Here is a 20,958-nt window from a genome sequence, read left to right on the forward strand (position 1 = left end):
ATGACCATCACCATCGATATCGGTAACGATCGGATCGACCGTGCGCCGCAACCGTCGTCGGAAGGGGCGCAACCGTTGCCTGATGCGCCGGAAACGCCGCCTTCCGACTTTCTGCGCAGTCCGTCCGTCGCACCGGTCGGCGGTAAAGACAGCGTGCTCTACGACTCCGTGTTTCGGATCGACCACGACGAAGACCTGCAATTCCAGTTGCGCGGCCACAGCTTCAATCCGCTGGTGGATGCCGCGCAGCCGTTGCTGGGCCTTGTCATTCGCTTGCGGCGCCTCGACCATTGCGATGACATATCCCGTCTCTATGCCAGCGTGCGTGACCAGATCACGGCACTGTCCGAGGAGGTACGCCAGTTAGGTTACGACGGCGCCACGCAGTTGGCCTATCGCTACGCCCTTTGCACGTTCATCGATGAAGCCGTTATGGCGACGGCCTGGGGCCACACGTCGCTGTGGCGCGAACGCTCGCTGCTCAGTTATCACCACAACGAGACATGGGGCGGCGAGAAGTTCTTCACAGTGCTCGCGCGTATGCAGATGGAGCCGGAAAAATATCGTGACGTGCTGGAATTCAAGTACCTGTGTCTTTGCCTGGGCTTCCGCGGCAAATACGGTCAGCAGCACAACCAGCAAGAATCGCTCAACGCCATCATCAGCAAGCTGCATCGGCTCCTGCGGTCATTGCGCGGCGATGCGCCCGAACGCCTTACCGATGTACCAGCCCATGTCGTCACGCGTAGCTATCGCCTCGGGCGGCAGTGGCCGCTGTGGACGCCTTGGGCGCTCGCGCTGGGTGTGCTGACTGGGGCCTACGTCATCTTCGCCGTGAAGCTGAGCGGTACTACCGAGCTGGTCCTGCAGTCGCTGGATCGCGTCCTGAAGCCTTGAGCCAAGGGGGCTCGCATGCCTACGCAGTCCGATTTGCGTTTCACTTTCACTGCCGGAGACGAGTCGTTTGAGGTCGTCGAGTTCACGCTGCGTGAGGGATTGTCCGAGACCTTTCGCCTGGCGATCGAGCTGGCTAGCGCCAATCCGGCTATCGATTTCGGGCAGGTGCTCGATCGTAATGGGCTGTTGACCATCTGGCAGGGCGGCCAGCCCGTACGCTACGTGCAAGGCGCGGTCTCGTCGTTCGTTCAGGGCGATACCGGTTTTCGACGTACTCGCTATTCGGCGATGGTCGAGCCGCGCCTCGCACGCCTCAAGCTCTCCTCCGACTGGCGGATCTTCCAGACGCTCAGCGTGACCGAGATCGCAGCCGCCGTTCTCAAGGCCCATGGCCTGACGATGGACTACGAGCAACGCGCCACCAACGAACACCTCGCCCGCGAGTACTGTGTGCAGGCCGGTGATACTGACTACGACTTCGTCGAACGCATCTTGCGCGAGGAAGGGTTTTTCTACGCTTTCAAGCACGGCAAAGAGGGGCACCGGTTGATTCACTGCGATCGGCTGTTCATCTTCGGCCGTCTTGACGGCGAGCCGGTGATCTACAACCCGACGCCGGGCGGCGATCAGCCACAACCCAGCCTACGGACCTTCGCTTACACCGAGAACGTGCGTACTGCGCGCCAGGTGCAGCGCGACTACACGTTCAAGAATCCGCGCTTCAACCACGAGTATCCGCGTGACGGCACGGACCTAGATCATCAGGGTCGAGGCTACGCACGCTATGACTACCCGGGCCGATATAAACACGAAGCCAGCGGCAAGGCGTTCACTCACGATCGTCTGCGCGGCCACCGGCGCGATGCACGCGTGGCGTTTGTCAGTGGTGACGACGCGCGCTTGCAGCCGGGCATTGCTTTCGCGCTCACGGGCCACCCGCGCGAGGACATGAACCGGAGCTGGCGTCCGGTGAGCCTGGTGCATCACGGCAAGCAACACACCAGCCAGGCGGAAGAAAGCGCCGACGCACAACACGGCACGTACTACCGCTACGAAGCGGTACTGGTGCCGGACGATGCCGAATGGCGCGCCGAGCCGTTGCCGCACCCGCGTATCGAGGGCCCCCAGCCGGCGGTGGTCGTGGGCCCGGAGGGTGAAGAGATCTACACCGACGAGTGCGGCCGAGTGAAGGTGCAGTTTCCGTGGGATCGTCAGGGCCAGCGCGACGAACACAGCTCGTGCTGGATTCGTGTCGCGCAGAACTGGGCGGGGGCACTGTGGGGGCACATGGCGATTCCGCGCATCGGTCAGGAGGTGATCGTCGACTTTTTTGATGGCGATCCGGACCAACCGGTCATCACCGGCCGCACCTACAACCGCTTGCAGCTACCGCCGTACGAACTGCCGCGGCACAAGACGCGGATGACGATCAAGAGCCAGACGCACAAGGGCGAAGGTTTCAACGAGCTGCGTTTCGAGGACGAGGCCGGACAAGAGGAAATCTACGTCCACGCGCAGCGCGATCAGAACATCCACGTCAACCACGACGAAACCACCTTCGTTGGCAATGACCGCAGCGAGCAGGTCGAGCACGACGAGACGATTGCGATCGGCAACGACCGCAAGGAGACGGTGGGGCACGACGAACAGGTCACGATCGGGCGGGATCGCCGACACGACATCGGCCAGGACGACTTTCTGACCATCGGTCGCAATCACACCATCACAACCGCGAAAGACCGCACCGAAGAGGTAGGCAATAGCCGCCGCGACAAGACGGCTGTCAACCACACTGTGGACATCGGCGGACACCTGGAGCAGCGCGTACAAGGCAGGGTGGAGGTCGAGGCCGGGCAAGCCATCCAGCATCGCACCAAGGTCTACGAAATTCGCGCGGCCGAGGCCGTCGTCATCAAAGGTCCCGGTGGGACTGTGCGCATCGACAGCGGCGGCATCACGCTGGATGGCGTGGCGATTCGCGTGAAGGGGCCGATGACCCAGCAAAGCGGGGGAGCTAGCCCGATACCAGCGCCGATAGGTGTCCCTGCTCCGGGACAGCCGTTTGATGTGCTCTGTATGAAGCGTACCGACGGTAGTTGTCCGCGTTCTGACTGCCCATGCGGTAATTTTCGAGGGAGCTGATCATGCTCGTCGCACTGGAACAGACCGTGCTGCTAGAAGCTATCGAGAATCGGCTTTTCGCCTACCTGTTACTGGAAAGCGAACTGCTTGACGAGTGGTTGCTGGGGCAGCCGGAGATGCGGGAAGAGCGCACCATATCGCACGCCGTGAGGGAACTCGACTACACCTGCACGCAACGCTGGGTGTGGAGGGGAACAGAGTACGACGAACACGAGACACGGGGGCCGTTGCTGGTGCAATACCAACCGGGCTCCGTATTGACAAACACCTTTGCTGACGTGTGGCCACCTACTGGCGGCGCAGTGTATCTGACTTCGACCGAGCCTATCGAGGCAGTACTGGCACATCTGCGTTCCATTCTTTTTGTGTATATGCCCAATGGCAACAAGGCGCGGTTTCGCCTTCAGGAAACAGCGGCGCTTGACAGCGTATTGAGGGCACTGACACCGCAGCGTGCTGCCACTCTCCTGGGGCCAGTGCAACAACTGATCTGGCGGGAGAACCTTGGCCCGGAATTCCAATGGTGGGGCTATAACCAATCGGGTGGTGGCGAGCTGATTCAAGGCGATTTCCAGTTTTCCGATGCCGAGATGGCTGCTATCGATGAAGGGTTGGGCGACCATCAGCTTCGCAAGCAAACGGCGCTGACTCAGCGTGTACCTCATAGCTTCCGCGATAGCGCTCGCCAGCAGACGCGGATATGGCTGGAGCAACTTCATCTCTGGGGTTTCCGGGAGCCTCACCATCTGGAGGCAGCGATGGAGGTTTTCCGGCATCCGGCTTACTACGTACACACCAAGGCAGTTGTCGCTTTGTTGGGTGATACCGACCTGGCACCGGGCGCTCGTGCGAATCGGGCATTGAACCACTTGATGATCGAAGGAACCTGAGCATGGCCGGAACGACTACCTACGCTAGCGCTCGCGAAAGCTGCCAGGCCCGCATTCCCCTGTTCCCTCTACGCTACTCCGCGCATGGGCGGCCGAAGGGTGGTGCAAACCATGCCTATACGCTGCCGTCGCTGGAACGGGGTTTCAGAAAGCTCGACCATGCCCAGTACGGACTGCGCTGCATCGGGGGCGGCTTCATCTACCTGTTCGACGAGACACAGGGGGACGTCTTTGTCTGGCGAGTGAATGAAGAAAACGGACAGTTCATCGAACTGCAATCGCAGCACCGCTCCTTGGAGGGCGCACTCAAGAGCTACAAACCCGGTCACACGGTTCGCCATCTCTGGGCACGGGAATGCTCGGTGGTTCATCTGCTGCTGACCGACACGCTGTTGACCGAGCGGAAGATTCGCGCCATCCAGTCCGATCAGGGGGGCATTCGTTCCAAGCTGGCGACCACCATCGACATGAAGGCCTGGCAAGCTGGTGCCCCGTCGAAACACACCTTCGCCGCCGAGCGGATAGGTGAACTGGTGGAGGAGTTCAAGGGCACCAACCTCGACTTTTCTTCCTGGAAGGTGAAGCTGTCCGTGCCGTCGGCGCAGGCGCTGGTCACGGGCATGAAGGCTGTTGCGCCTGCCAAGCAAATCGCCGTGGTCATGCACGACAACATCGCACTGGTCCAGGATCTTGGCGGCCTCTTCCAGCAGTCGCGCCAGGCGATGGAAAGTTACACCGCGGCACCGGATCGGACCAGCAAGACCGGGGATGTTCAACGCTATCGCAAGATGCTCATCGCCGAGTTGATCGGGCGTATCTATGAGTCCGCTTACGCGGAGAAAGCGGGTGTGGCCGGCAAGGGTAGCGAGGCATTCGAGCGCGCCCTCAAGCGGGATATCGACGAGCGTGAATGGAAACGCCGGCGCTTCGCCGACAATCTGGCCGTCATGGAACGGGAACCGGCCAAACATCGTCCATCCTCCTACCCCGACGCTCGCCGGCAACTCGACGCCATGCCAACCGATCCGATTGGCCAACGGGCGGCGGCGTTGTCGGAATCCGCTCCGCTCTATGCGCGTCACGTCAGAGAGGCGAACCGGGTCAAGTTCATGCGGGACTTTGCCACGGAAACAGAGAAACGGCACAGCGCTGTATTGGACCGAAAGAACGATCGCTGCAAATGGCTGGAGAGTTACCAGTCGGCGGCGGCCAGCGGTGATATGGGAACGGCGTTTCTGCGGTACGACACTGAGGAGCCCATGTCTTCGACCAGCCATGCGATCGCGTTTGTCGCGTGCATCGACGGCATGGTGTGGGGCACGGAGACGACTCCGCAGGGGAAGAAAGACAAAGAACGTGAACTGTTTGATCGATGGTGGAAACTGCCGTGGCAAACGAACCCCATCTTGGTCAACATCGAATATGACAAGGGGCTGACTGATGCCATCTGGGAAAACAAGATGGACGTGGCCACCGACGCGGCGGGAAGCAAGGGATTGGGTCAACTTCTACGATATGGGGCGCTCCACTACCTGATGGAGCAGGTCGGTGTCTACACGCTCAGCCGCTTTCCCCGACAAGGTAGTAATGGCCGGGTGTGGCACGGAGCCGCCCGTGATGCCGTGGCCCAGCGAATTCAGCAACTGGCGGGCATGGGCACGGTGGAGGACGCCAATCGTCTGGTTCAGATGCTTGAAACGCGTTACCACGATCGTCTAGAGATACGCCGGTTGACCCGTCAGGAGGCCATTGACGCGCTGGAAGATGCGGCGCTCTTTCCGCGCGGAAGCGTGGCAGTCGGGTCGATCGCTATGGGCGCTGGCGACACCATGGAGGTTATCGTTTGGCAACGTTTGACGCCGATGACGCGCTTCGCCAATCCGTTCTTGCAAGTGTTTGAGCGTGGTGTGGCGGGAGGGGTGGCGTTCTTTAGCTTGCTTAACTTGAAAACGGCTGTTTTTTCCTTCGACAAGGAAAATATTAGAACGACTGGCTTGAATCTCATTGCGGCCACTATGGGTATAGGGAGCGCGGTAAATGGATTGCTCGCGAGTACGCGGGCAATGATGCCAGCGGCTTACTTACGTGTTTCTTTTTCAGGAATTACGATGAGAGCCATGGCTAGTACGTCTGCGTTACGTTTGTTTGGGTATGGCGGGGCGCTAGCGGATGCTATTTCAAACTGGTCTAAAGCGTTCGAACAACAAAAAATAGGGAATGGTGATGCAGCCACTGCGTACGCGGTAGCTGGATTAAGTCTAGGACTAGGAGGGGGCGCACTTACTACAGGTGGCGCGGCTTTGGCTTCAGGACTCGGCATGGCTGGTACAGCGGCTATGGTCCCGGTCTGGGGTTGGCTTGCTGCCGGTGTGATTCTCTTGGGAGTTGGGCTGTGGTGGCTGATGAAAGGCGATCAAGCGCAGTTCATATCACTTGGCTATTGGCTCAATGACGGGAGTTTTGGCAAACGCGAGCAACTTGGGAGGAAAGAGGCCATACCAACCTATGCTTCGCTAGACGATGAGAACAAAGGTTATGTGCAGGCGAGCTATGCGCCGCAGAAAATCGAAGCGGACTGGCATGTGACAAGCAATATCTTGACGCTGAAAATTGCTTATCCCTTGGCGGGTAAAAGTCAACGAATCACAGGACTAGAGGTGGGCGATTCAGCGGTCGAGATCCAAGCATTGCCAGGAGATGAAAAGTTACCCAATGGCGGGAGTATTCATACATACCAGATTCGGGGGCTTAAAAAAGGACGTGGTTTCATTTACAGCGTAATTCCAAGTTATGTTCCAAATTTTTTGGGTGAGCGGCTTCAATCAAAATTCATCTTCAGCAATGAAGACGCCCCGTGGTACTACTAGAGCGCATGTATGAAGAGTCGTCACGTTCCAAAAGAAGAGCGCAGTATTTTCTATACACGCGTTGACGCCTTGCGTCCGTCAGATCCTCCCATGGGTGTCGAGCCGGCGGCGGACAACAATGTGATGAAAGTGACTGAGGACTGTCTATTTATGCGTCATGCCTTTGGCAGCATATATGGCGGACGAAGAAGCATGAGTTGGTGGGCAACTGTCGTTGTTGTCTTTGTAATTTTTGCTATTTTATGTTTTGAATGCATAGGTTATGTTAACAATGATAAATATCATAAATATGAATTTGGGTTTATTTTTTATCTTATAGATGGATGGTTTTTTTGGGTTGGGGTGGCGGCTTTTTTCTCTGTGGGTTTTTCTTGGATTTTCGTTCCTTGGCGCACGCAGCTACCTATTATCTTCAACCGAAGAACACTTAGGGTGACATGCATCATTCGGGGAAGGTCGATTGGCCAATCATGGGACGATTTGGAAGCCTACATCAAGGACGTCACTACCTTTGCAGCAGGAGGGGCGCCTGCTAACGATGGCGTGCTGACCTTGGTATTTCCCTATTACGACCCTGATGATCCTAATGCAAATGGTCGGCAGCGTATCGGTATAACTGCTACGCAAGATGCCGATGAAGCATTTTTCAATCGCGGCATTTACGGTGCTGCGATGGTGTGGGAATACATCCGCCTCTACATGCGCGAAGGCATGGATGCGCTTCCTGCGTCCTCTGCGATCTGCAGCTATCGAGCAGCCAGTGTTAGGGAGTGTGTTTACCTTTGGAACCCACTCAGGATGTTTCAGAGTCGCACTTGGTGGAAACGCGTGCTGGCACCGTTCCTCTTTCCCATCGTCGCTCCCATTTTATGGATCATCACCTTGGGCGATCTGATCTACATGGGTCTGGACCGCATTCTTCCTCGTCGGAAGTGGCCGCAGGAACTCATTGATGCGTGTGACGGTGTTTGGGACGGGAAAGACGATTGATGCGCGGACGTCCAGTCCCAAATGACGGGCGCAGCGTCTTCTACGTGCGCGTCGATGCACGAGGCCCGAGCGCCCCGCCTTTGAGTGTCGGTTCGGCCGCCGACAGGCGACTGACCCTCGGCGGTAGGGCATCCAATACTTGACGAGATTCAGCCTGGTCGGATTCAACAACCTTAGCGTGATGCCACGTCCAGTCTGACAGTGGAAACTCCACAATGCGCTGTGCATACTTTTGCACTGCTACAGGTTCACTTGTCATTGGACAGTGTGTTGAAACATACCACCACGAAATTTCGAACGTGTCCCATGGACATTGGGACCCTCGACGGAGAACCTCTTGTGTGGCGAAACCCTTCGCGTATCCATGTGCGTCGTAGGTTTCCCAATCGCAAGATCGCGTTGCCTGTCATCGCGTTCAGTTCGTCCGTTGAGCCTGCACACGTACGGTGTATCGGCATGAGTGTTGGACAGTTCGCAGGCTTGGCTTGTGCCATGCATTGGTTGTGTATATGGCCGCATGAACTGCAGGCCGTAGTCGCGGAATAACCAGCAGTCCATTACCTGAAACCTGGAGCGTCATCTCATGAACAGCCCAAGCCCCGAAACAACTGCCAGAGGGGGCGACGAAACACCCAATGTGGTGATCTTTACCCGGTGGCACCAAGCTGCCCCGCTCATCGCGCTCTTTTCCCCGGTGCTCGCCATGCTTGCGGTGACACTATCCCCGTCTTTGACCGGAGCACTACTATTCGCCGTCGCGGCATTGACGGTTGTTTGTATAGCCACGCCCTTGATTCTGTCCCGCCTGGTGTATCCACCCGCCAAAGACCTTGTCCGCATCGAGCCCGACGGGCTGGTTTTCACGCGGTACGGCACGGTTCCATTCGACAGCATCACGGGATACACCCTGGACGGACTCATCCGACTCACGCGCCGGGATAAACCAACACTCGTGCTGCTCGGAAATCGCAAGACGCCGGGCTACCAGGACTTGCGTGCGGCGCTCGGGCCTGCCATGGCCACTTGGCGAGCGCACCACCCGGCGGCGCGGATCAAGCAAAGTCATTTCCAGGGTACGCCACTGGCGAAAGTACTAGGAGCCCTTGTCGTGATCAGTTGCGGGGGCCTCGTCGTCACTGTCGTCACCATGGAAACCGGCATGTCCTCGCTGCCAGCCTTGGCCATAGGCATCTTTGCAGGCTTTCGTTTGCTAGCGAGTGAGCACCCGGAATAGCGACCAAGCTGATTCAGCCAGTGTCGTCCTTAACCAAAGGAGTCTCACATGAAACCAGTCGTACTAGTCGGTCATCGTCACAGCTGCCCAATCCATGGCGAGGGCACGGTCACGAGCGGTGCCCAGTCCTTCGACGTCAACGGACGTGCCGTAGCGCGGGTGGGCGATAAAACCAGTTGCGGTGCGGTCATCCAGACCGGCTCACCCGGCAGCAGCATCGAAGGCCAGCCGGTTGCCCGTCTGGGCGATACCACCAGCCATGGCGGTACCCTCATCGAAGGTGACGTTGGCTGGTTAGTGGAATAACACAGGCCATTGAATTGAACCACCCGATCCGCGGCTACGCACCCAACACCGCCAGATCCCGCGGCAACCCCCGCTTGAACATCGCGAGGATCTGTCGCGCCGCCTTCGGCGGCAGTGTGATCGCATGCCGCACCGCCGCCGCGATCTGGATCATCATCAGCTCGGCGAATGCGCTCCGTTGCGCATGCGGGGTGCCGGGCGCCACGTCTCCCAACGCATCCGCAAACAACCCGGCCAGGAATTCACCGTCCTCGCGATCGAGTGCCTGCAGCGCGCGGTCGGCCTGCGTGGCTCGCCAGATATCACGCATCAGCGGTTCGTCCACGAACATCCGGTAATAGCTGTCGGTAATGCGGCACAGCGTGTCATGCAGGTCGTCAAGCGTCTTCATCGCAGCCAGATCGCGCCGCACGCAATCGTGCCCGGCCTCGTTGTAGCGCTCCGCGAGCGTGCCGATCACGGCCGCCTTGTCCGGAAAGTACTGGTACAGCGAACCGAACGAGATCCCCGTGCGTTCGACGATGTCGCTCATCCGGAACGCGTCGCAGCCTTTCTCGATCATCACTTCCGACGCGCACGCGAGAATCCGCTCGAACCGCTCGCGGCTGCGCCGCTGCGTCGGCACGAGCCGCGCGCGCGCAGGCGTGTCCGCCGCCGCCATTTCGGGCTCGTCGTTCTGCCCCGATTTTTGCCGGCCCATACCACCTCCAGAAAAACTTGATCTTTCAAATGCGAGAGTCTATCGTGTTTTTGAAACGCGAGACATTCTCGCATTTTTGATCGAGACTGAAGGAGACACACATGTCGGCACTTCCCATCCTCATCGTCGGCGGTTCGGGCAAGACGGGCGCCCGCGTCGATGCACGGCTGCGCGCGCGCGGCATCGCGACCCGGCCCGTGTCGCGCACGTCGGCCGTCCGCTTCGACTGGACGGCGCCCGCGACGTGGCCTGCCGCACTCGACGGCGTGTCGGCCGCATACGTGACCTATCAACCCGACCTGGCCGTTGAAGGCGCGGTGGAAGCGGTCGCCGCATTCGCACGGCTTGCACGGGAAAGCGGCGTCGAGCGCGTGGTGTTGCTGTCCGGGCGCGGCGAGCCCCGCGCGCAGGCCGCCGAGGCCGCGTTGCAGGCGTCGGGTGTGGGCTGGGGCGTGGTGCGCGCGAGCTGGTTCAACCAGAACTTCTCCGAGGGCTACCTGATCGACGGCGTGCTGGCCGGCGAAGTCGCGTTGCCGGCCGGTGCGGTGCGCGAGCCGTTCGTCGATGCGGACGACATCGCGGACGTCGCGGTGGCCGCACTCACCGATGCGCGTGTCGCGAACCGCGTGATCGAGGTCACGGGCCCGCGCGCGCTGACTTTTGCCGAAGCGGTCGGCGAAATCGCGCGAGCCGCTGGCCGGCCGGTCGTCTATCGCGAGATTCCGGCGGCTGCGTTCGTTGCCGGATTGCGCGAGGTCGGCGTGCCGGAGCCGGTCGTCGCGCTGCTCGACGATCTGTTCGGCGTGGTGCTCGACGGGCGCAACAGCGCGGTGACGCACGGCATCGAAGAGACGCTCGGGCGGCCGGCACGCGATTTCGCCGACTATGCGCGCGCGGCGGCCGCGACCGGCGTGTGGAGCGCACGATCATGATCGCGTTCGCAACCGCCGCATTGTTGTGGGGTTCGGCCATCGGCTGCGGGCTGATGGCCGGCGTGTATTTCGCGTTCTCGACGTTCGTGATGACGTCGCTCGGACGGATCGCGCCGCATGCCGGTATGGCCGCGATGAACGCGATCAACGTCGATATCGTGCGTTCGCCGTTCATGCCGCTGTTCCTCGTCACGACGCTGATGGCGCTTGCACTGGTCGTGCTTGCGCTGCTCGATCGCGACCAGCCGGGCGCGATGGCGGTGGTCGCGGGCGGCGCGCTGTACGTGTTCGGCATGTTCGCGGTGACGATGGCCGTCAACGTGCCGCTCAACGATGCGCTTGCCGCGGCGGATCCGTCGACCGCGCACGGCGCGGCGCTGTGGACGCGCTACGTGCACGACTGGACGATGTGGAATCACGTGCGCACGGTGGCGTCGGCCGCCGCGTGCGTGTTTTTCATCGTGGGGATTGCGGCGCGGTAGGGGCGGGCGCTACGCGGTGCGCGCAGCCTGTACAGGCAAGCGGTAGACGGCGATCGTGCCGGCATCGAATGCGATCAGCGAACCGCGTACCGGGTCGTGCCGCTGAGCGACGAAGCCCGGAAGCGCGCCGAGCGGCGTACCCGAGGCGATGCTCCAGATCGTCGTTCCGTCGGGCGTCGCGACATATAGCGATGCGCCATCACTGAACAGGGCGCCGATCCGGTCGGGTTCGGTCGCCATCGGGATGCGCCAGTCGTTCGATTGCCGATCTTCGGTCACATCGAGGATGCGCACGCCGGCGCCTTGCCCGGCTTCGGCGAATTCATCCTCGTCCCAATCGGCGAGCCCCCAGTACGCGATATGTCGGTTGTCGATCCAGCAGGCCGGTGTGTCCCAGTCATCGCGCCGGGTCAGCCTGACCACCGATGCGCCGTCTTCGCTTTCGAAGGGATTGGCGTCGAGCCACGCGGCGACCGACCATGCGCGCGGGATCGAAACGGGATGCCAGACCCATCCGTCATCGAACAGCCGGCTGCTGTCGGGGCTCGGCACGAGCCGGCCGTGGAAGTAGTCGAGGTAGTGCGCGGGCCGGTCGTCGTTCGTGTACGGCGCGATATCGCGCGCGGTCAGCGATGCGCCGGTGGCCGGGTCGGCCGCATCGAGCCGGTTCCAGTCGGTGCGGTGCACGAAGATCGTGCGGCCGCGATGGCGAAGGAAGCATGCGCTGAACGGGACGGTATGCGGGTAGTAGTCGCCGCCGTCGAGTTGCATCGTCGGCGTGCCGGTGGTGACGTCCAAGACGAGGCCGTGCCGCCCGTAGTCGGTCACGATCGCCGCGTGCTGGCCGTCTGGCGAAGCGTGGAGGCGATATGCGGGCGTGCCGAACGCGGTCTGATCCGTAGGCGGCGGGAGCGGCGGTAACGAGACCGAACACAGCGTGGTGTGGCGCTCCGTATCGAGATCGACGCCGTGCAGCGAGCCGTCCGTCGTCAACACGAGCAGATGGCCGTAGTCGGCCTGGACGGCGCAGATATCGACGATCTGCGCGTGTTCCCACGTGAGCGTATTCACGGTACGGGAGTCGTGCGGCGACGCTGGCAAACGGTGCGGGCTGACCGGGTTCATGAGCGCGATTCTAACGCTCACTACACGCACGACCACGCGCTACGTGTAAAACGCCGACGGCGACACACCGAAGTGCCGCTTGAACATCGCGGAAAACGCGCTCTGGCTGTTGTAGCCGTGATCCATCGCGACGGTCAGCACCTTCTCGCCGTGCGCGAGACGCTTGAGCGCGAGCAGCAGCCGCGCCTGTTCGCGCCAGCGGCGGAAGCTGAGCCCCGTCTCGCGCTGGAACGCGCGATGCAGCGTACGGACCGACAGGCCGAGCAGGTCGCCCCATTCTGCGATCGTGCGCGTGTCGTCGGGCGCGGCGACGAGCGTGTCGCAAATCGTCCGCAGGCGCGCGTCGTGCGGCCACGGCAGGTACAGCGGCAGCAGCGGCGCGACCGTCACCTCGGCAAGCAGCAGGTGCATCAGGTGATCGTGGCGCGAGCCCGGCGCGTAGTCGAGCGGCACGTCGACCGCGGCGAGGATCAGCTCGCGCAGCAGCGGGTGCACTTCCACGACGCAGCTCCGCGCGGGCAGGTGCTCGACCGCGCCCGGCTCGACGAACACGGTGCGCATCTGCACGTCGCCGCTCATCTGCACCGTGTGGTCGAGCCCGGCTTCGAGCCACACGCCGCGCGTCGGCGGCACGACCCACGACGCGCCTTCGGACTGCACGTGCATCACGCCCTCGATCGCATAGAGCAGTTGCGCGCGGCGGTGGCGGTGCGGCGCGATCGAGGTGCCGTGCGCGTACGTCGCCGCCATCGCCGACACGGGCATCGGCGTCGATTCGTAGCGCAGGTGCGCGCCGGGCGGGGTGGACTCGAGTGTCCGATTGGCGACAAGTCGTGACATTTTGGCGTGAGACAGGCAGTTGGGCGGGCGGGCACGATGGCGTTCCGATCCACGCCAGACCCCTGTCAGGATATTAATCCGTCAAATGCGATGAACAAGTCTCCTTTTCTGTTTCCTTTCTGCGCGATCGCGCTGTGGGCCGGCAACGTGGTCGTGTCGAAGCTGTCGGCGTCGACGATCGACCCGTCGGCAATCACGTTCTACCGGTTGCTGCTCGCCGTCGCGCTGATGAGCGTGTTTACGTTGCGTCCCGCGTGGCGCAATCGCGCGGCGCTCGTCGCGCACCTGCCGCAGCTCGCGGTGCTCGGCTTTCTTGCGATGGCGCTGTTCCAGAGCCTGTCCTACGAGGCCGCGAAAACGACGAGCGCGACCAACATGGCGATCATCACGGCGCTCGTGCCGCTGATGACGATGGCGCTCAGCTCGCTGCTGCTCGGCGATCCGCCTGGCGCCGGCATGGTCGGCGGCGGGGTGCTGTCGCTCGCGGGTGTCGTCTACCTGATTGCCGAGGGGCATCCGACGACGATCGCCGCGCGCGGCGTGCATGCGGGCGACCTGCTGATGCTGGCCGCGTCGGCCGCGTATGCGCTGTACGGCGTGCTGCTCAAGCGGTGGCGCATCGGTGCGCTGCCGGCGTGGCAGTCGACCTACGTGCAGGCGCTCGCCGCGCTCGTCTTCATGGTGCCGATGCTGCTGCGTTTGCCCGCGCAGGCGGCGTGGCCGACGCGCGCAAGTGTGCCGCTGATCCTGTATGCCGGCGTGCTGGCGTCGGTGGTGCTGCCGTATCTGTGGATGCAGGGTGTGCGGCTGCTCGGCCCGAGCCGCTGCGCGATGTTCATGAATCTGCTGCCGGTGATGACGGCCGGCGGCGCGATCGTGCTGCTCGGCGAATCGCTGCGGCTGTATCACCTGATCGGCGGCGGCGTGGCGCTCGTCGGCGTGGCGATCGCGCAGCGGTTTCCGTTGCAGGCGAGCGCATCGCAAGGAGTGCGGCAATGAGCGGCGATCGCGACATGCAGAACCTGATGGCCGCGCTGCCGGGCGGGCGAGCAGCCGTCGACGGCCCGGAGCTCGCGCATCAGCTCGAACGGATCGCCACCGCGCTCGAAGCGCTGGCGGGCACTGGCCAGCCGGCGGCGCCCGTCGATTTCGACGCCGCCGTCGCGTTCCGCTGGCGCGGTTTCGACGGCGGGACGCGGACCGCGCCGCTCGAACCGATCGCGGCACCCGCACTTATCGCGTTCGATGCGCTACGCAACGTCGACCGTCAGGTGGCGATCGTCGAACGGAACACGCGGCAGTTCGTGCGCGGGTTCGCGGCGAATCACGTGCTGTTGACCGGCGCGCGCGGCACCGGCAAGTCGTCGATCGTGAAGGCGTGCCTGCATGCGTTTGCACCGCACGGGCTGCGGCTGATCGAGGTTGGCAAGGAACGGCTGGGCGATCTGCCGGCGATCGTCGAGCTGGTGCGTGCGCGGCCCGAACGGTACATCGTGTTCTGCGACGACCTGTCGTTCGAGGCGGGCGAGACCGGTTACAAGGAACTGAAGACGGTGCTCGACGGCTCGGTCGCGAGCGACCTGTCGAACGTGCTGGTATACGCGACGTCCAATCGCCGTCACCTGATGCCCGAGCAGGCGAGCGACAACGCGAACGTGTCGCGTGCGGAGAACGGCGAACTGCATCCGGGCGACGCGGTCGAGGAGCGGATTTCGTTGTCGGAGCGCTTCGGAATCTGGGTGACGTTCTACGGGTTCACGCAGGACGATTATCTGGCCGTCGTCGAAAGCCGGCTCGGCGAGGCCGGGTTCGATGCCGCGCAGATCCGGGCGGCGCGCGAACCGGCGCTGCAGTGGGCGCTGGAACGCGGTGCGCGGTCGGGGCGGATCGCCGCACAGTTCGTGCGGGATTACGCGGGGCGGCTCGCGGACGAGGGCGACGGGAGCGAACCCGCGCACGCGTCGCGCACGGGGTGAGCACGGCGCTACAACACCCGTTCCGACAACACCTTGAACGCGACATCGGGGACGACGAAGCACAGCGGTTCGCCGGTCGCACCGATGCGCGCGAGGAACTCGCCGCCGCCGACCGGTTCGACCGGCTTCAGCGGCCGGACGGCATCGATGTCGATCGGCAGGTCGATCGACGCATGGGCGAGGCCGTCGCAGTCCGCCACATGCGCGACGGCCGCGTGCTGCAGCGACAGGTAAGCGATGGCGTCGCGCCAGCTCTCGAAGAACGGTGCGAACGCCGCGGGTAGCGTGTAGTCGTCCGACAGGGCCGCCGAGCAGTGGAAATCGGGCGCGCTTCCTCTGCCGCCGGACAGCCGCGTTCGGTACCGTCCATCCTGCACGGCATGCGTGAAGCATTCGCCGAGATGCGACGGCAGCGCGTCGCTGAAGAGCCGGCTGCCGAGCGCATAGAGCGGATGATCGAACACGTTCTTCACGAACAGCACCGTGCGATCGGCCGGCCTGCCGCCCGGCAGCGCATCGACGTAAAGCCGCCAGTTGCTTTGCAGCGGCGACGGGAACACGCGTCGCAGCGGGCCCGCGATACGCGGGCCGAAATGGCGGTGCGCATAGGTGAGGATCGTGAACGGCGTGCGGCCGTCGCGGCTCGCGAGCGTGACGCCGCGCGGCACGAGGTGGGCGACCGCGGCGACATCGACGAGCCACGTGCAGTACACGACGTTCTCGACCTCGCTCGCGAGCTGCAGGAACGGCAGGCGCGACAGCAGCGCGCGACGTGTGCGCAGCAGCGGGCGGTTCGCGACGAGCCGGTTGGCGAGGCGGCCGACGGGGCCGGCGGACGGGTAAACGAAGGCGTTGTCTGGGCGCATGAGCGGCATTGTGCCGGTGGTGCGAAGCGGGCGGAAGAGGCGTCGCGGCGCTCCTGTCGGAACTGTCAGTGTCTGCCTGCGCCGGTCAGAGATCGTGGATGACCTGCGCGACGAACGCAGCGATGCCCAAGTCGTCGTGGGCGACGAAGCACCATTGGCCGACGATCGTTGCGCGGGTGCCGTTCGGTCATCGCAAATAGAGCGTGTCACGTACTTTCAAAGCGCTGCACTGAAGGGCCTCATCACGTCGGTCTGGGGCGAGCGCTTTGGCGTAGTCGGCGTGCGCAAGGTCTGGCATCAGTTGCTGTGCGATGACGTGAAGATCGCGCGCTGCACGGTCGGCCGCTTGTTGAAGGCGATGGGTGTCGAAAGTGTGCGGCGTGGATTTTGCCTCGAGATTGCCTCGTGGTTGACGGGTTGTCGCATTCGATTGCCGTCGGGCCATTTTCTTCTTCCGCAGGCCGCTTCGATTTTTGTCAGCTTGACCTCGGGCGCGCTCGCGGCGAATATTTATCCGATTGGATAAATGAAGCCGATGAAGGAGAACGGACTTGAGCGAATCGGATCGACCGGTCGCTGGCGCGCGCACGTGTTGCGCGCCTCGACGTGAAAATTCATGTGAAGGTGTTGCGGCCCCGGTGTCCGAGCCCGAGCGGCTTGTGCATGCCGCGCCGGCGAATGTGCGTGCGTGCGGAGAAAACGTCGCCTGGTTCGACGGCGGGGCCAGCTGGGTGGGCACCGCTGCGCCGGTCATCAAGGCGGATGGCGAGGGGCCGCGTCGGAAGGTGCATCTGAGGCCGTTCGGGATCGAACGGCATGCCGTGACGAACGAGCGATTCGCGGAGTTCGTCTCGGCGACCGGATACCGGACGGATGCCGAGCGATTCGGATGGAGCTACGTGTTCGACGCCTTTCTCGAACCGGACTGCGTGGCCGAGGCGCCGGCGCACGTGCCCTGGTGGCGGTCGGTGCCGGGGGCGTTCTGGGCTGCGCCGGAAGGGCCGTCCTCGTCGCTTGACGGGCGCGGCATGCATCCGGTCATTCATGTTTCCTGGAACGACGCGGCCGCGTATGCCAGCTGGTGCGGCGGGCGCTTGCCGACCGAGGCCGAATGGGAGCACGCGGCGCGAGGCGGCCCCGGTGCCCGGCGTTTTCCCTGGGGAGACGAGGAGCCGACGGAAGACGCGATCTACTGCAACATCTGGCAAGGCCGTTTTCCCGATCGGTATAGCGGCGGCGACCGATCCTTTGGAACGGTGCGGGTCGATGCGTTTGCGCCGAATCCGGCGGGCCTCTACAACTGCAGCGGCAACGTCTGGGAGTGGTGCGCGGATCCGTTTCGCGTCAGGTCGTTGTCGAGCGCCGGAAAGGCGAGGGATCGACAGGCGGTTTCGGATCGGGAGCACACGCTGAAAGGCGGCTCATACCTGTGCCATCGAAGCTATTGCTATCGCTATCGGATCGCGGCCCGCACAGGGCGGCCCAGCGATACTTCCGCCGGGCACACGGGGTTTCGCGTGGCTTACGATCCGGCGCCGAAGTAAGGCCGCGCCCGACGGCCTGCCGTCGGGCGTGGTGCACGGCCATCAGCGAAAGATGAACGCCAGCACGGCTTCGCAATGGGCTTCCACGGCCTTTTCCCGCATCGCGTTGACGCCGTGCGCGTATTTGATTTCGGCGGTCAGCAGATACGGGATCTGCGCGATCGCGGTGATCATGTACAGGAGCGTGACGGGATCGATCTTTTCGAGCCCCTTCGTTTGCGCGCTCACCTGTTCGATCAGCGGAATGGTGAGGTCGTGGCGTGGGCGAATGAACGTCTGGGCCATCCACTTCAATCGTTCGGAGTCGCGATTGGCTTCCTGCATCATCAGGCGTGCGTGTTCCGGATACTTCGCGCAATACCGGACGTAGTTCCGGATGTATTCCTTCACGACGTCGACGGAGATCCGCTCCACATCCGCCCCGGGCGGCTTCGCCTTTTCCATGAAGCGGTCGAAGAGGTAGGTCACGCTTTCCCGCCACAGATTCTCCTTGCTGCCGAAGTAGTAGCGAATCATCGCGTGATTGACGCCGGCCGTGTCGGCGATATCGCGCACGCTCACCGCATCGAAGCCGTGGGTCGAAAACTGCTCGAGCGCAATGCTCAGGATCTCTGCCCGCGTCTGCTCGCTTCGTTCCTGCTGAGCCTGTCTGACCATCTGCATCGCAACGTTTCCTGAATCGAGTCATCCGGATTGTGCCATTTCGTCCGAATGGTTCGCAACGCCATGGCGGGCCCGCATGCATGGCGGCGCGCGCCGCCGGTCCCGATCGGCAATGCCTTCGATGGGCGTCGGGGAAAGCCCTAGGGTCAATGGATACGCATTGCGCTTGACGGCGGCGTGGGCGTATCTATAAATTATCCACTCGGATAGTTATTGAATGAAACGAACCCTCATGACGCTCATCGACCGTGACGCCGGCATCGGATCCTCGAATGCGGTGCTTCAATCCTCTTTGCCCTCGCCCATGGCGGCGATTGCCGATCCTGACGAACGCGCCCGTGAAGTCGAAGCCCGCATGACGGACGACGAACGGTTCTCGATGTTGTACAGCCTGATGGTGCGTCTCTTCGGCACGAACGCGCGCGAACCGCGTGTGCCGGCGCACGTTCCCGCCATCGCCGGGTATGTCCATGGCGTTCCGCGGCTGGGCATTCCGCCGCTGTTGCTTGCCGATACCAGCCTTGGCGTGCGGGCGACCCATGATGCGAACGACATGGCCACTGCGCTGCCGGCGGGCCTTGCGCTCGGCGCCACGTTCGATCCGGCGCTGGCGCGGGCGGCGGGGTCGCTGATCGGCAAGGAAATGCGCGAACGCGGCTTCAACGTCGCGCTCGGCGGCGGCATCAACCTGGTGCGCGAGGTGCGCAACGGCAGGAACTTCGAATACGTGTCGGAAGATCCGCTCCTGTCGGGCAAGCTCGGTGCCGGCCTGGTGTCCGGTACGCAGGCCGAAGGGGTCATCGCGTTGGTGAAGCACGTATCGCTCAATGCGAGCGAAACCAACAAGTTCTTTCTGGATGCGATCATCGATCCGGCCGCGCATCGGGAAAGCGATCTGCTCGCGTTCCAGATCGCGATCGAGGATGGCCGGCCCGGCGCGTTGATGGCTGCATACAATCTCGTCAACGGCGAATATGCGTGCGGTAACAAGCGGATCCTGCAGGACACCGTCAAGGACGCGATGGGTTTCAAGGGCTGGGTGATGTCCGACTGGCGCGCGGTCAACAGCTGGGATTTCGCGCTCAAGGGCCTGGACCAGCATTCCGGCGCCCAGCTCGACGAATGCGAATGGTTCAATGAACCGTTGCGCCGCGCTTTCGACGAAGGCCGGGTTCCCCGGGAACGGATCAGCGAGATGGTGCAACGCATGTTGCGTTCGTACTTTGCCGTGGGCATCGACCGGCAATCGGCCGCCGAGCCGATCGATGCGAACGCACATAACGACGTGGCACTGGAAATTGCCCGGAAAGGCATCGTCTTGTTGCAGAACCGTCATGCGATGTTGCCGCTCGCGCGGAACACGAGACGGATAGCGCTGATCGGCGGTTTCGCACAGGTCGGTGTCCTGTCGGGTTCCGGTTCGAGCCAAGTCCGGCCGCGCGGCGGATACGCGGCGGAAGTGCCGTTCAGAAGCCACCCGTTGCTCGGGGCGACGTCGATGTGTTTTTCCGGGCCGTCGCCACTTGCCGAACTGCGAGCGCGCCTGCCCGGAACCACGATCGATTTCGACAGCGGTGCGCACATTGCCGATGCGGTGGTGCTCGCTGCAAAGGCCGAAATCGTGATCGTGAACGCGATCCGGCACGAGGGGGAGCGCTTCGATTGTCCGGACATGACGTTGCCGTATGGCCAGGATGACCTGATCGATGCGGTGGCGCGCGTGAATCCGAATGTCGTCGTCGTGCTGCAGACCGGCAACCCGATCGCGATGCCGTGGCGAGACAAGGTGCGCGCCATCGTTCAGGCCTGGTTCCCGGGGCAGGCCGGCGCACAGGCGATTGCCGAAGTGTTGACGGGGGAAGTCAACCCTTCGGGGCGTCTGCCCGTCACGTTCCCCGTCAGCGTCGATCAAACACCGCATCTGCGGTTGCCCGGCGCGGATGTGGAACTCGGCACGCCGATTCAGGTGCGTTATGACGAAGGCGCCGAAGTCGGATACCGCTGGTTCGCGCAGCGAGGCAACCAGCCGATGTTCGCGTTCGGTCACGGAATGAGCTATACGGATTTCGCGTACAGCGATTTCGCGGTGAGCGGTGGCGACACGGTAACGGCGAGCTTTACCGTCACCAATACCGGCCCGCGCGACGGCGACGATGTTCCGCAGCTGTATCTGACCCATGCGGCCGAAGGGATGCGCATGCGCCTGCTCGGTTTCGAGCGCGTCTGGCTGCGTGCCGGCGCGTCGGTCAGGGTAAGCATGGTCGCGGATCCGCGTTTGCTCGGTTGTTTCGACGAAACATCGGGGCGGTGGCGCATCCGGGAAGGGGACTATCGGATTGCGCTCGCCCGTTCGGCGGCGCATCACGTCGTCGATGAGACGGTCCGGCTCGAGCATCGTGAATTCGGCAGGTAAGCAGCAGGCGGCGGTGCCGATGACGATGGATCTGCTGGCGCTGTTTCGGAGCGGGAAGGGGGTTCACGTACCGGGCATAGGCGGTTGACGT

The 20,958-nt window shown here is 62.8% G+C and carries 18 protein-coding genes and 1 pseudogene; 14 read left to right on the top strand and 5 right to left on the bottom strand.

What is annotated here, in order from left to right; genetic code table 11:
- From icmH to G3N61_RS03880, 7 genes are all read left to right on the top strand, one after another.
- Nucleotides 1-897 carry a type IVB secretion system protein IcmH/DotU gene (gene icmH / locus G3N61_RS03850; protein WP_205821607.1) on the top strand — a complete coding sequence of 299 codons (897 nt, stop codon included), beginning with the start codon at nucleotides 1-3 and terminating at the stop codon, nucleotides 895-897.
- A 15-nt stretch (nucleotides 898-912) separates the two neighbouring features.
- Nucleotides 913-3,039 (top strand): type VI secretion system tip protein TssI/VgrG, encoded by a 2,127-nt coding sequence (gene tssI, locus G3N61_RS03855; RefSeq protein WP_205821608.1) that lies wholly within the window; start codon nucleotides 913-915, stop codon nucleotides 3,037-3,039.
- 2 nt (nucleotides 3,040-3,041) lie between these two features.
- A complete protein-coding gene (locus tag G3N61_RS03860; RefSeq protein WP_205821609.1) occupies nucleotides 3,042-3,929 on the top strand; it encodes a DUF4123 domain-containing protein in 888 nt (295 codons plus the stop codon).
- A 2-nt stretch (nucleotides 3,930-3,931) separates the two neighbouring features.
- Nucleotides 3,932-6,796, top strand: coding sequence for a toxin VasX (locus tag G3N61_RS03865; protein WP_205821610.1), 2,865 nt, complete (start codon nucleotides 3,932-3,934; stop codon nucleotides 6,794-6,796).
- 9 nt (nucleotides 6,797-6,805) lie between these two features.
- On the top strand, nucleotides 6,806-7,786 hold the full coding sequence (locus tag G3N61_RS03870; protein WP_205821611.1) for a hypothetical protein: 981 nt from the start codon (nucleotides 6,806-6,808) through the stop codon (nucleotides 7,784-7,786).
- 583 nt (nucleotides 7,787-8,369) lie between these two features.
- A complete protein-coding gene (locus G3N61_RS03875) occupies nucleotides 8,370-9,020 on the top strand; it encodes a hypothetical protein (protein ID WP_205821612.1) in 651 nt (216 codons plus the stop codon).
- A 48-nt stretch (nucleotides 9,021-9,068) separates the two neighbouring features.
- Nucleotides 9,069-9,326: a PAAR domain-containing protein gene (locus tag G3N61_RS03880; protein WP_205821613.1), complete on the top strand. Its 258-nt coding sequence runs from the start codon at nucleotides 9,069-9,071 to the stop codon at nucleotides 9,324-9,326.
- Nucleotides 9,327-9,360: 34 nt separating this feature from the next.
- Here the strand turns inward: G3N61_RS03880 and G3N61_RS03885 are convergent, their stop codons facing one another.
- On the bottom strand, nucleotides 9,361-10,026 hold the full coding sequence (locus tag G3N61_RS03885; RefSeq protein ID WP_089454275.1) for a TetR family transcriptional regulator: 666 nt from the start codon (nucleotides 10,024-10,026) through the stop codon (nucleotides 9,361-9,363).
- Nucleotides 10,027-10,127: 101 nt separating this feature from the next.
- On the opposite strand from G3N61_RS03885, the gene G3N61_RS03890 reads away from it, so the two are divergent.
- Complete coding sequence (locus G3N61_RS03890; protein ID WP_089454276.1) at nucleotides 10,128-10,958, top strand: NmrA family transcriptional regulator; 831 nt, start codon at nucleotides 10,128-10,130, stop codon at nucleotides 10,956-10,958.
- Nucleotides 10,955-11,440, top strand: a complete 486-nt coding sequence (locus G3N61_RS03895) for an anthrone oxygenase family protein (protein WP_205821614.1) — start codon at nucleotides 10,955-10,957, stop codon at nucleotides 11,438-11,440. Before G3N61_RS03890 ends, G3N61_RS03895 begins: the two co-directional genes overlap by 4 nt.
- Before the next feature lie 9 nt (nucleotides 11,441-11,449).
- On the opposite strand, the gene G3N61_RS03900 is transcribed toward G3N61_RS03895, so the two are convergent.
- Together G3N61_RS03900 and G3N61_RS03905 are read right to left on the bottom strand one after the other, a co-directional pair.
- On the bottom strand, nucleotides 11,450-12,511 hold the full coding sequence (locus G3N61_RS03900; RefSeq protein ID WP_089454278.1) for a hypothetical protein: 1,062 nt from the start codon (nucleotides 12,509-12,511) through the stop codon (nucleotides 11,450-11,452).
- A 93-nt stretch (nucleotides 12,512-12,604) separates the two neighbouring features.
- Complete coding sequence (locus tag G3N61_RS03905) at nucleotides 12,605-13,405, bottom strand: helix-turn-helix transcriptional regulator (RefSeq protein WP_043188626.1); 801 nt, start codon at nucleotides 13,403-13,405, stop codon at nucleotides 12,605-12,607.
- 90 nt (nucleotides 13,406-13,495) lie between these two features.
- Between G3N61_RS03905 and G3N61_RS03910 the strand changes: the two genes are divergently transcribed.
- Both G3N61_RS03910 and G3N61_RS03915 read left to right on the top strand, forming a co-directional pair.
- The gene (locus G3N61_RS03910) at nucleotides 13,496-14,404 is read left to right on the top strand and encodes a DMT family transporter (protein ID WP_043188624.1); all 909 of its coding nucleotides are present in this window, start codon (nucleotides 13,496-13,498) and stop codon (nucleotides 14,402-14,404) included.
- 26 nt (nucleotides 14,405-14,430) lie between these two features.
- On the top strand, nucleotides 14,431-15,381 hold the full coding sequence (locus G3N61_RS03915) for an ATP-binding protein (RefSeq protein WP_205821662.1): 951 nt from the start codon (nucleotides 14,431-14,433) through the stop codon (nucleotides 15,379-15,381).
- A gap of 8 nt (nucleotides 15,382-15,389) precedes the next feature.
- On the opposite strand, the gene G3N61_RS03920 is transcribed toward G3N61_RS03915, so the two are convergent.
- Complete coding sequence (locus G3N61_RS03920; RefSeq protein WP_205821615.1) at nucleotides 15,390-16,256, bottom strand: DUF2071 domain-containing protein; 867 nt, start codon at nucleotides 16,254-16,256, stop codon at nucleotides 15,390-15,392.
- Between G3N61_RS03920 and G3N61_RS40045 the strand changes: the two are divergent.
- Together G3N61_RS40045 and G3N61_RS03930 are read left to right on the top strand one after the other, a co-directional pair.
- Nucleotides 16,246-16,632: pseudogene (locus G3N61_RS40045) on the top strand (IS3 family transposase); the annotation flags it as partial. The gene G3N61_RS03920 and the pseudogene G3N61_RS40045 sit on opposite strands and share 11 nt — an antisense overlap.
- A gap of 253 nt (nucleotides 16,633-16,885) precedes the next feature.
- The gene (locus G3N61_RS03930; protein WP_346778544.1) at nucleotides 16,886-17,791 is read left to right on the top strand and encodes a formylglycine-generating enzyme family protein; all 906 of its coding nucleotides are present in this window, start codon (nucleotides 16,886-16,888) and stop codon (nucleotides 17,789-17,791) included.
- A 42-nt stretch (nucleotides 17,792-17,833) separates the two neighbouring features.
- Here the strand turns inward: G3N61_RS03930 and G3N61_RS03935 are convergent, their stop codons facing one another.
- A complete protein-coding gene (locus tag G3N61_RS03935; RefSeq protein ID WP_043188614.1) occupies nucleotides 17,834-18,454 on the bottom strand; it encodes a TetR family transcriptional regulator in 621 nt (206 codons plus the stop codon).
- A gap of 232 nt (nucleotides 18,455-18,686) precedes the next feature.
- Here G3N61_RS03935 and G3N61_RS03940 point away from each other — a divergent pair, with 232 nt between their 5' ends.
- A complete protein-coding gene (locus tag G3N61_RS03940; RefSeq protein WP_241017557.1) occupies nucleotides 18,687-20,867 on the top strand; it encodes a glycoside hydrolase family 3 C-terminal domain-containing protein in 2,181 nt (726 codons plus the stop codon).
- Nucleotides 20,868-20,958: the final 91 nt, after the last annotated feature.

The sequence above is a fragment of the Burkholderia sp. Ac-20349 genome (assembly GCF_017104865.1).
GTDB classification, from domain to species: domain Bacteria; phylum Pseudomonadota; class Gammaproteobacteria; order Burkholderiales; family Burkholderiaceae; genus Burkholderia; species Burkholderia aenigmatica.

Bases quoted from the DNA above. Each gene is read 5' to 3' on its own strand.
- icmH (WP_205821607.1), top strand. From the start codon at position 1: ATGACCATCACCATCGATATCGGTAACGATCGGATCGACCGTGCGCCG.
- tssI (WP_205821608.1), top strand. From the start codon at position 913: ATGCCTACGCAGTCCGATTTGCGTTTCACTTTCACTGCCGGAGACGAG.
- G3N61_RS03860 (WP_205821609.1), top strand. From the start codon at position 3,042: ATGCTCGTCGCACTGGAACAGACCGTGCTGCTAGAAGCTATCGAGAAT.
- G3N61_RS03865 (WP_205821610.1), top strand. From the start codon at position 3,932: ATGGCCGGAACGACTACCTACGCTAGCGCTCGCGAAAGCTGCCAGGCC.
- G3N61_RS03870 (WP_205821611.1), top strand. From the start codon at position 6,806: ATGAAGAGTCGTCACGTTCCAAAAGAAGAGCGCAGTATTTTCTATACA.
- G3N61_RS03875 (WP_205821612.1), top strand. From the start codon at position 8,370: ATGAACAGCCCAAGCCCCGAAACAACTGCCAGAGGGGGCGACGAAACA.
- G3N61_RS03880 (WP_205821613.1), top strand. From the start codon at position 9,069: ATGAAACCAGTCGTACTAGTCGGTCATCGTCACAGCTGCCCAATCCAT.
- G3N61_RS03885 (WP_089454275.1), bottom strand. From the start codon at position 10,026: ATGGGCCGGCAAAAATCGGGGCAGAACGACGAGCCCGAAATGGCGGCG.
- G3N61_RS03890 (WP_089454276.1), top strand. From the start codon at position 10,128: ATGTCGGCACTTCCCATCCTCATCGTCGGCGGTTCGGGCAAGACGGGC.
- G3N61_RS03895 (WP_205821614.1), top strand. From the start codon at position 10,955: ATGATCGCGTTCGCAACCGCCGCATTGTTGTGGGGTTCGGCCATCGGC.
- G3N61_RS03905 (WP_043188626.1), bottom strand. From the start codon at position 13,405: ATGTCACGACTTGTCGCCAATCGGACACTCGAGTCCACCCCGCCCGGC.
- G3N61_RS03910 (WP_043188624.1), top strand. From the start codon at position 13,496: ATGAACAAGTCTCCTTTTCTGTTTCCTTTCTGCGCGATCGCGCTGTGG.
- G3N61_RS03915 (WP_205821662.1), top strand. From the start codon at position 14,431: ATGGCCGCGCTGCCGGGCGGGCGAGCAGCCGTCGACGGCCCGGAGCTC.
- G3N61_RS03920 (WP_205821615.1), bottom strand. From the start codon at position 16,256: ATGCCGCTCATGCGCCCAGACAACGCCTTCGTTTACCCGTCCGCCGGC.
- G3N61_RS03935 (WP_043188614.1), bottom strand. From the start codon at position 18,454: ATGCAGATGGTCAGACAGGCTCAGCAGGAACGAAGCGAGCAGACGCGG.
- G3N61_RS03940 (WP_241017557.1), top strand. From the start codon at position 18,687: ATGACGCTCATCGACCGTGACGCCGGCATCGGATCCTCGAATGCGGTG.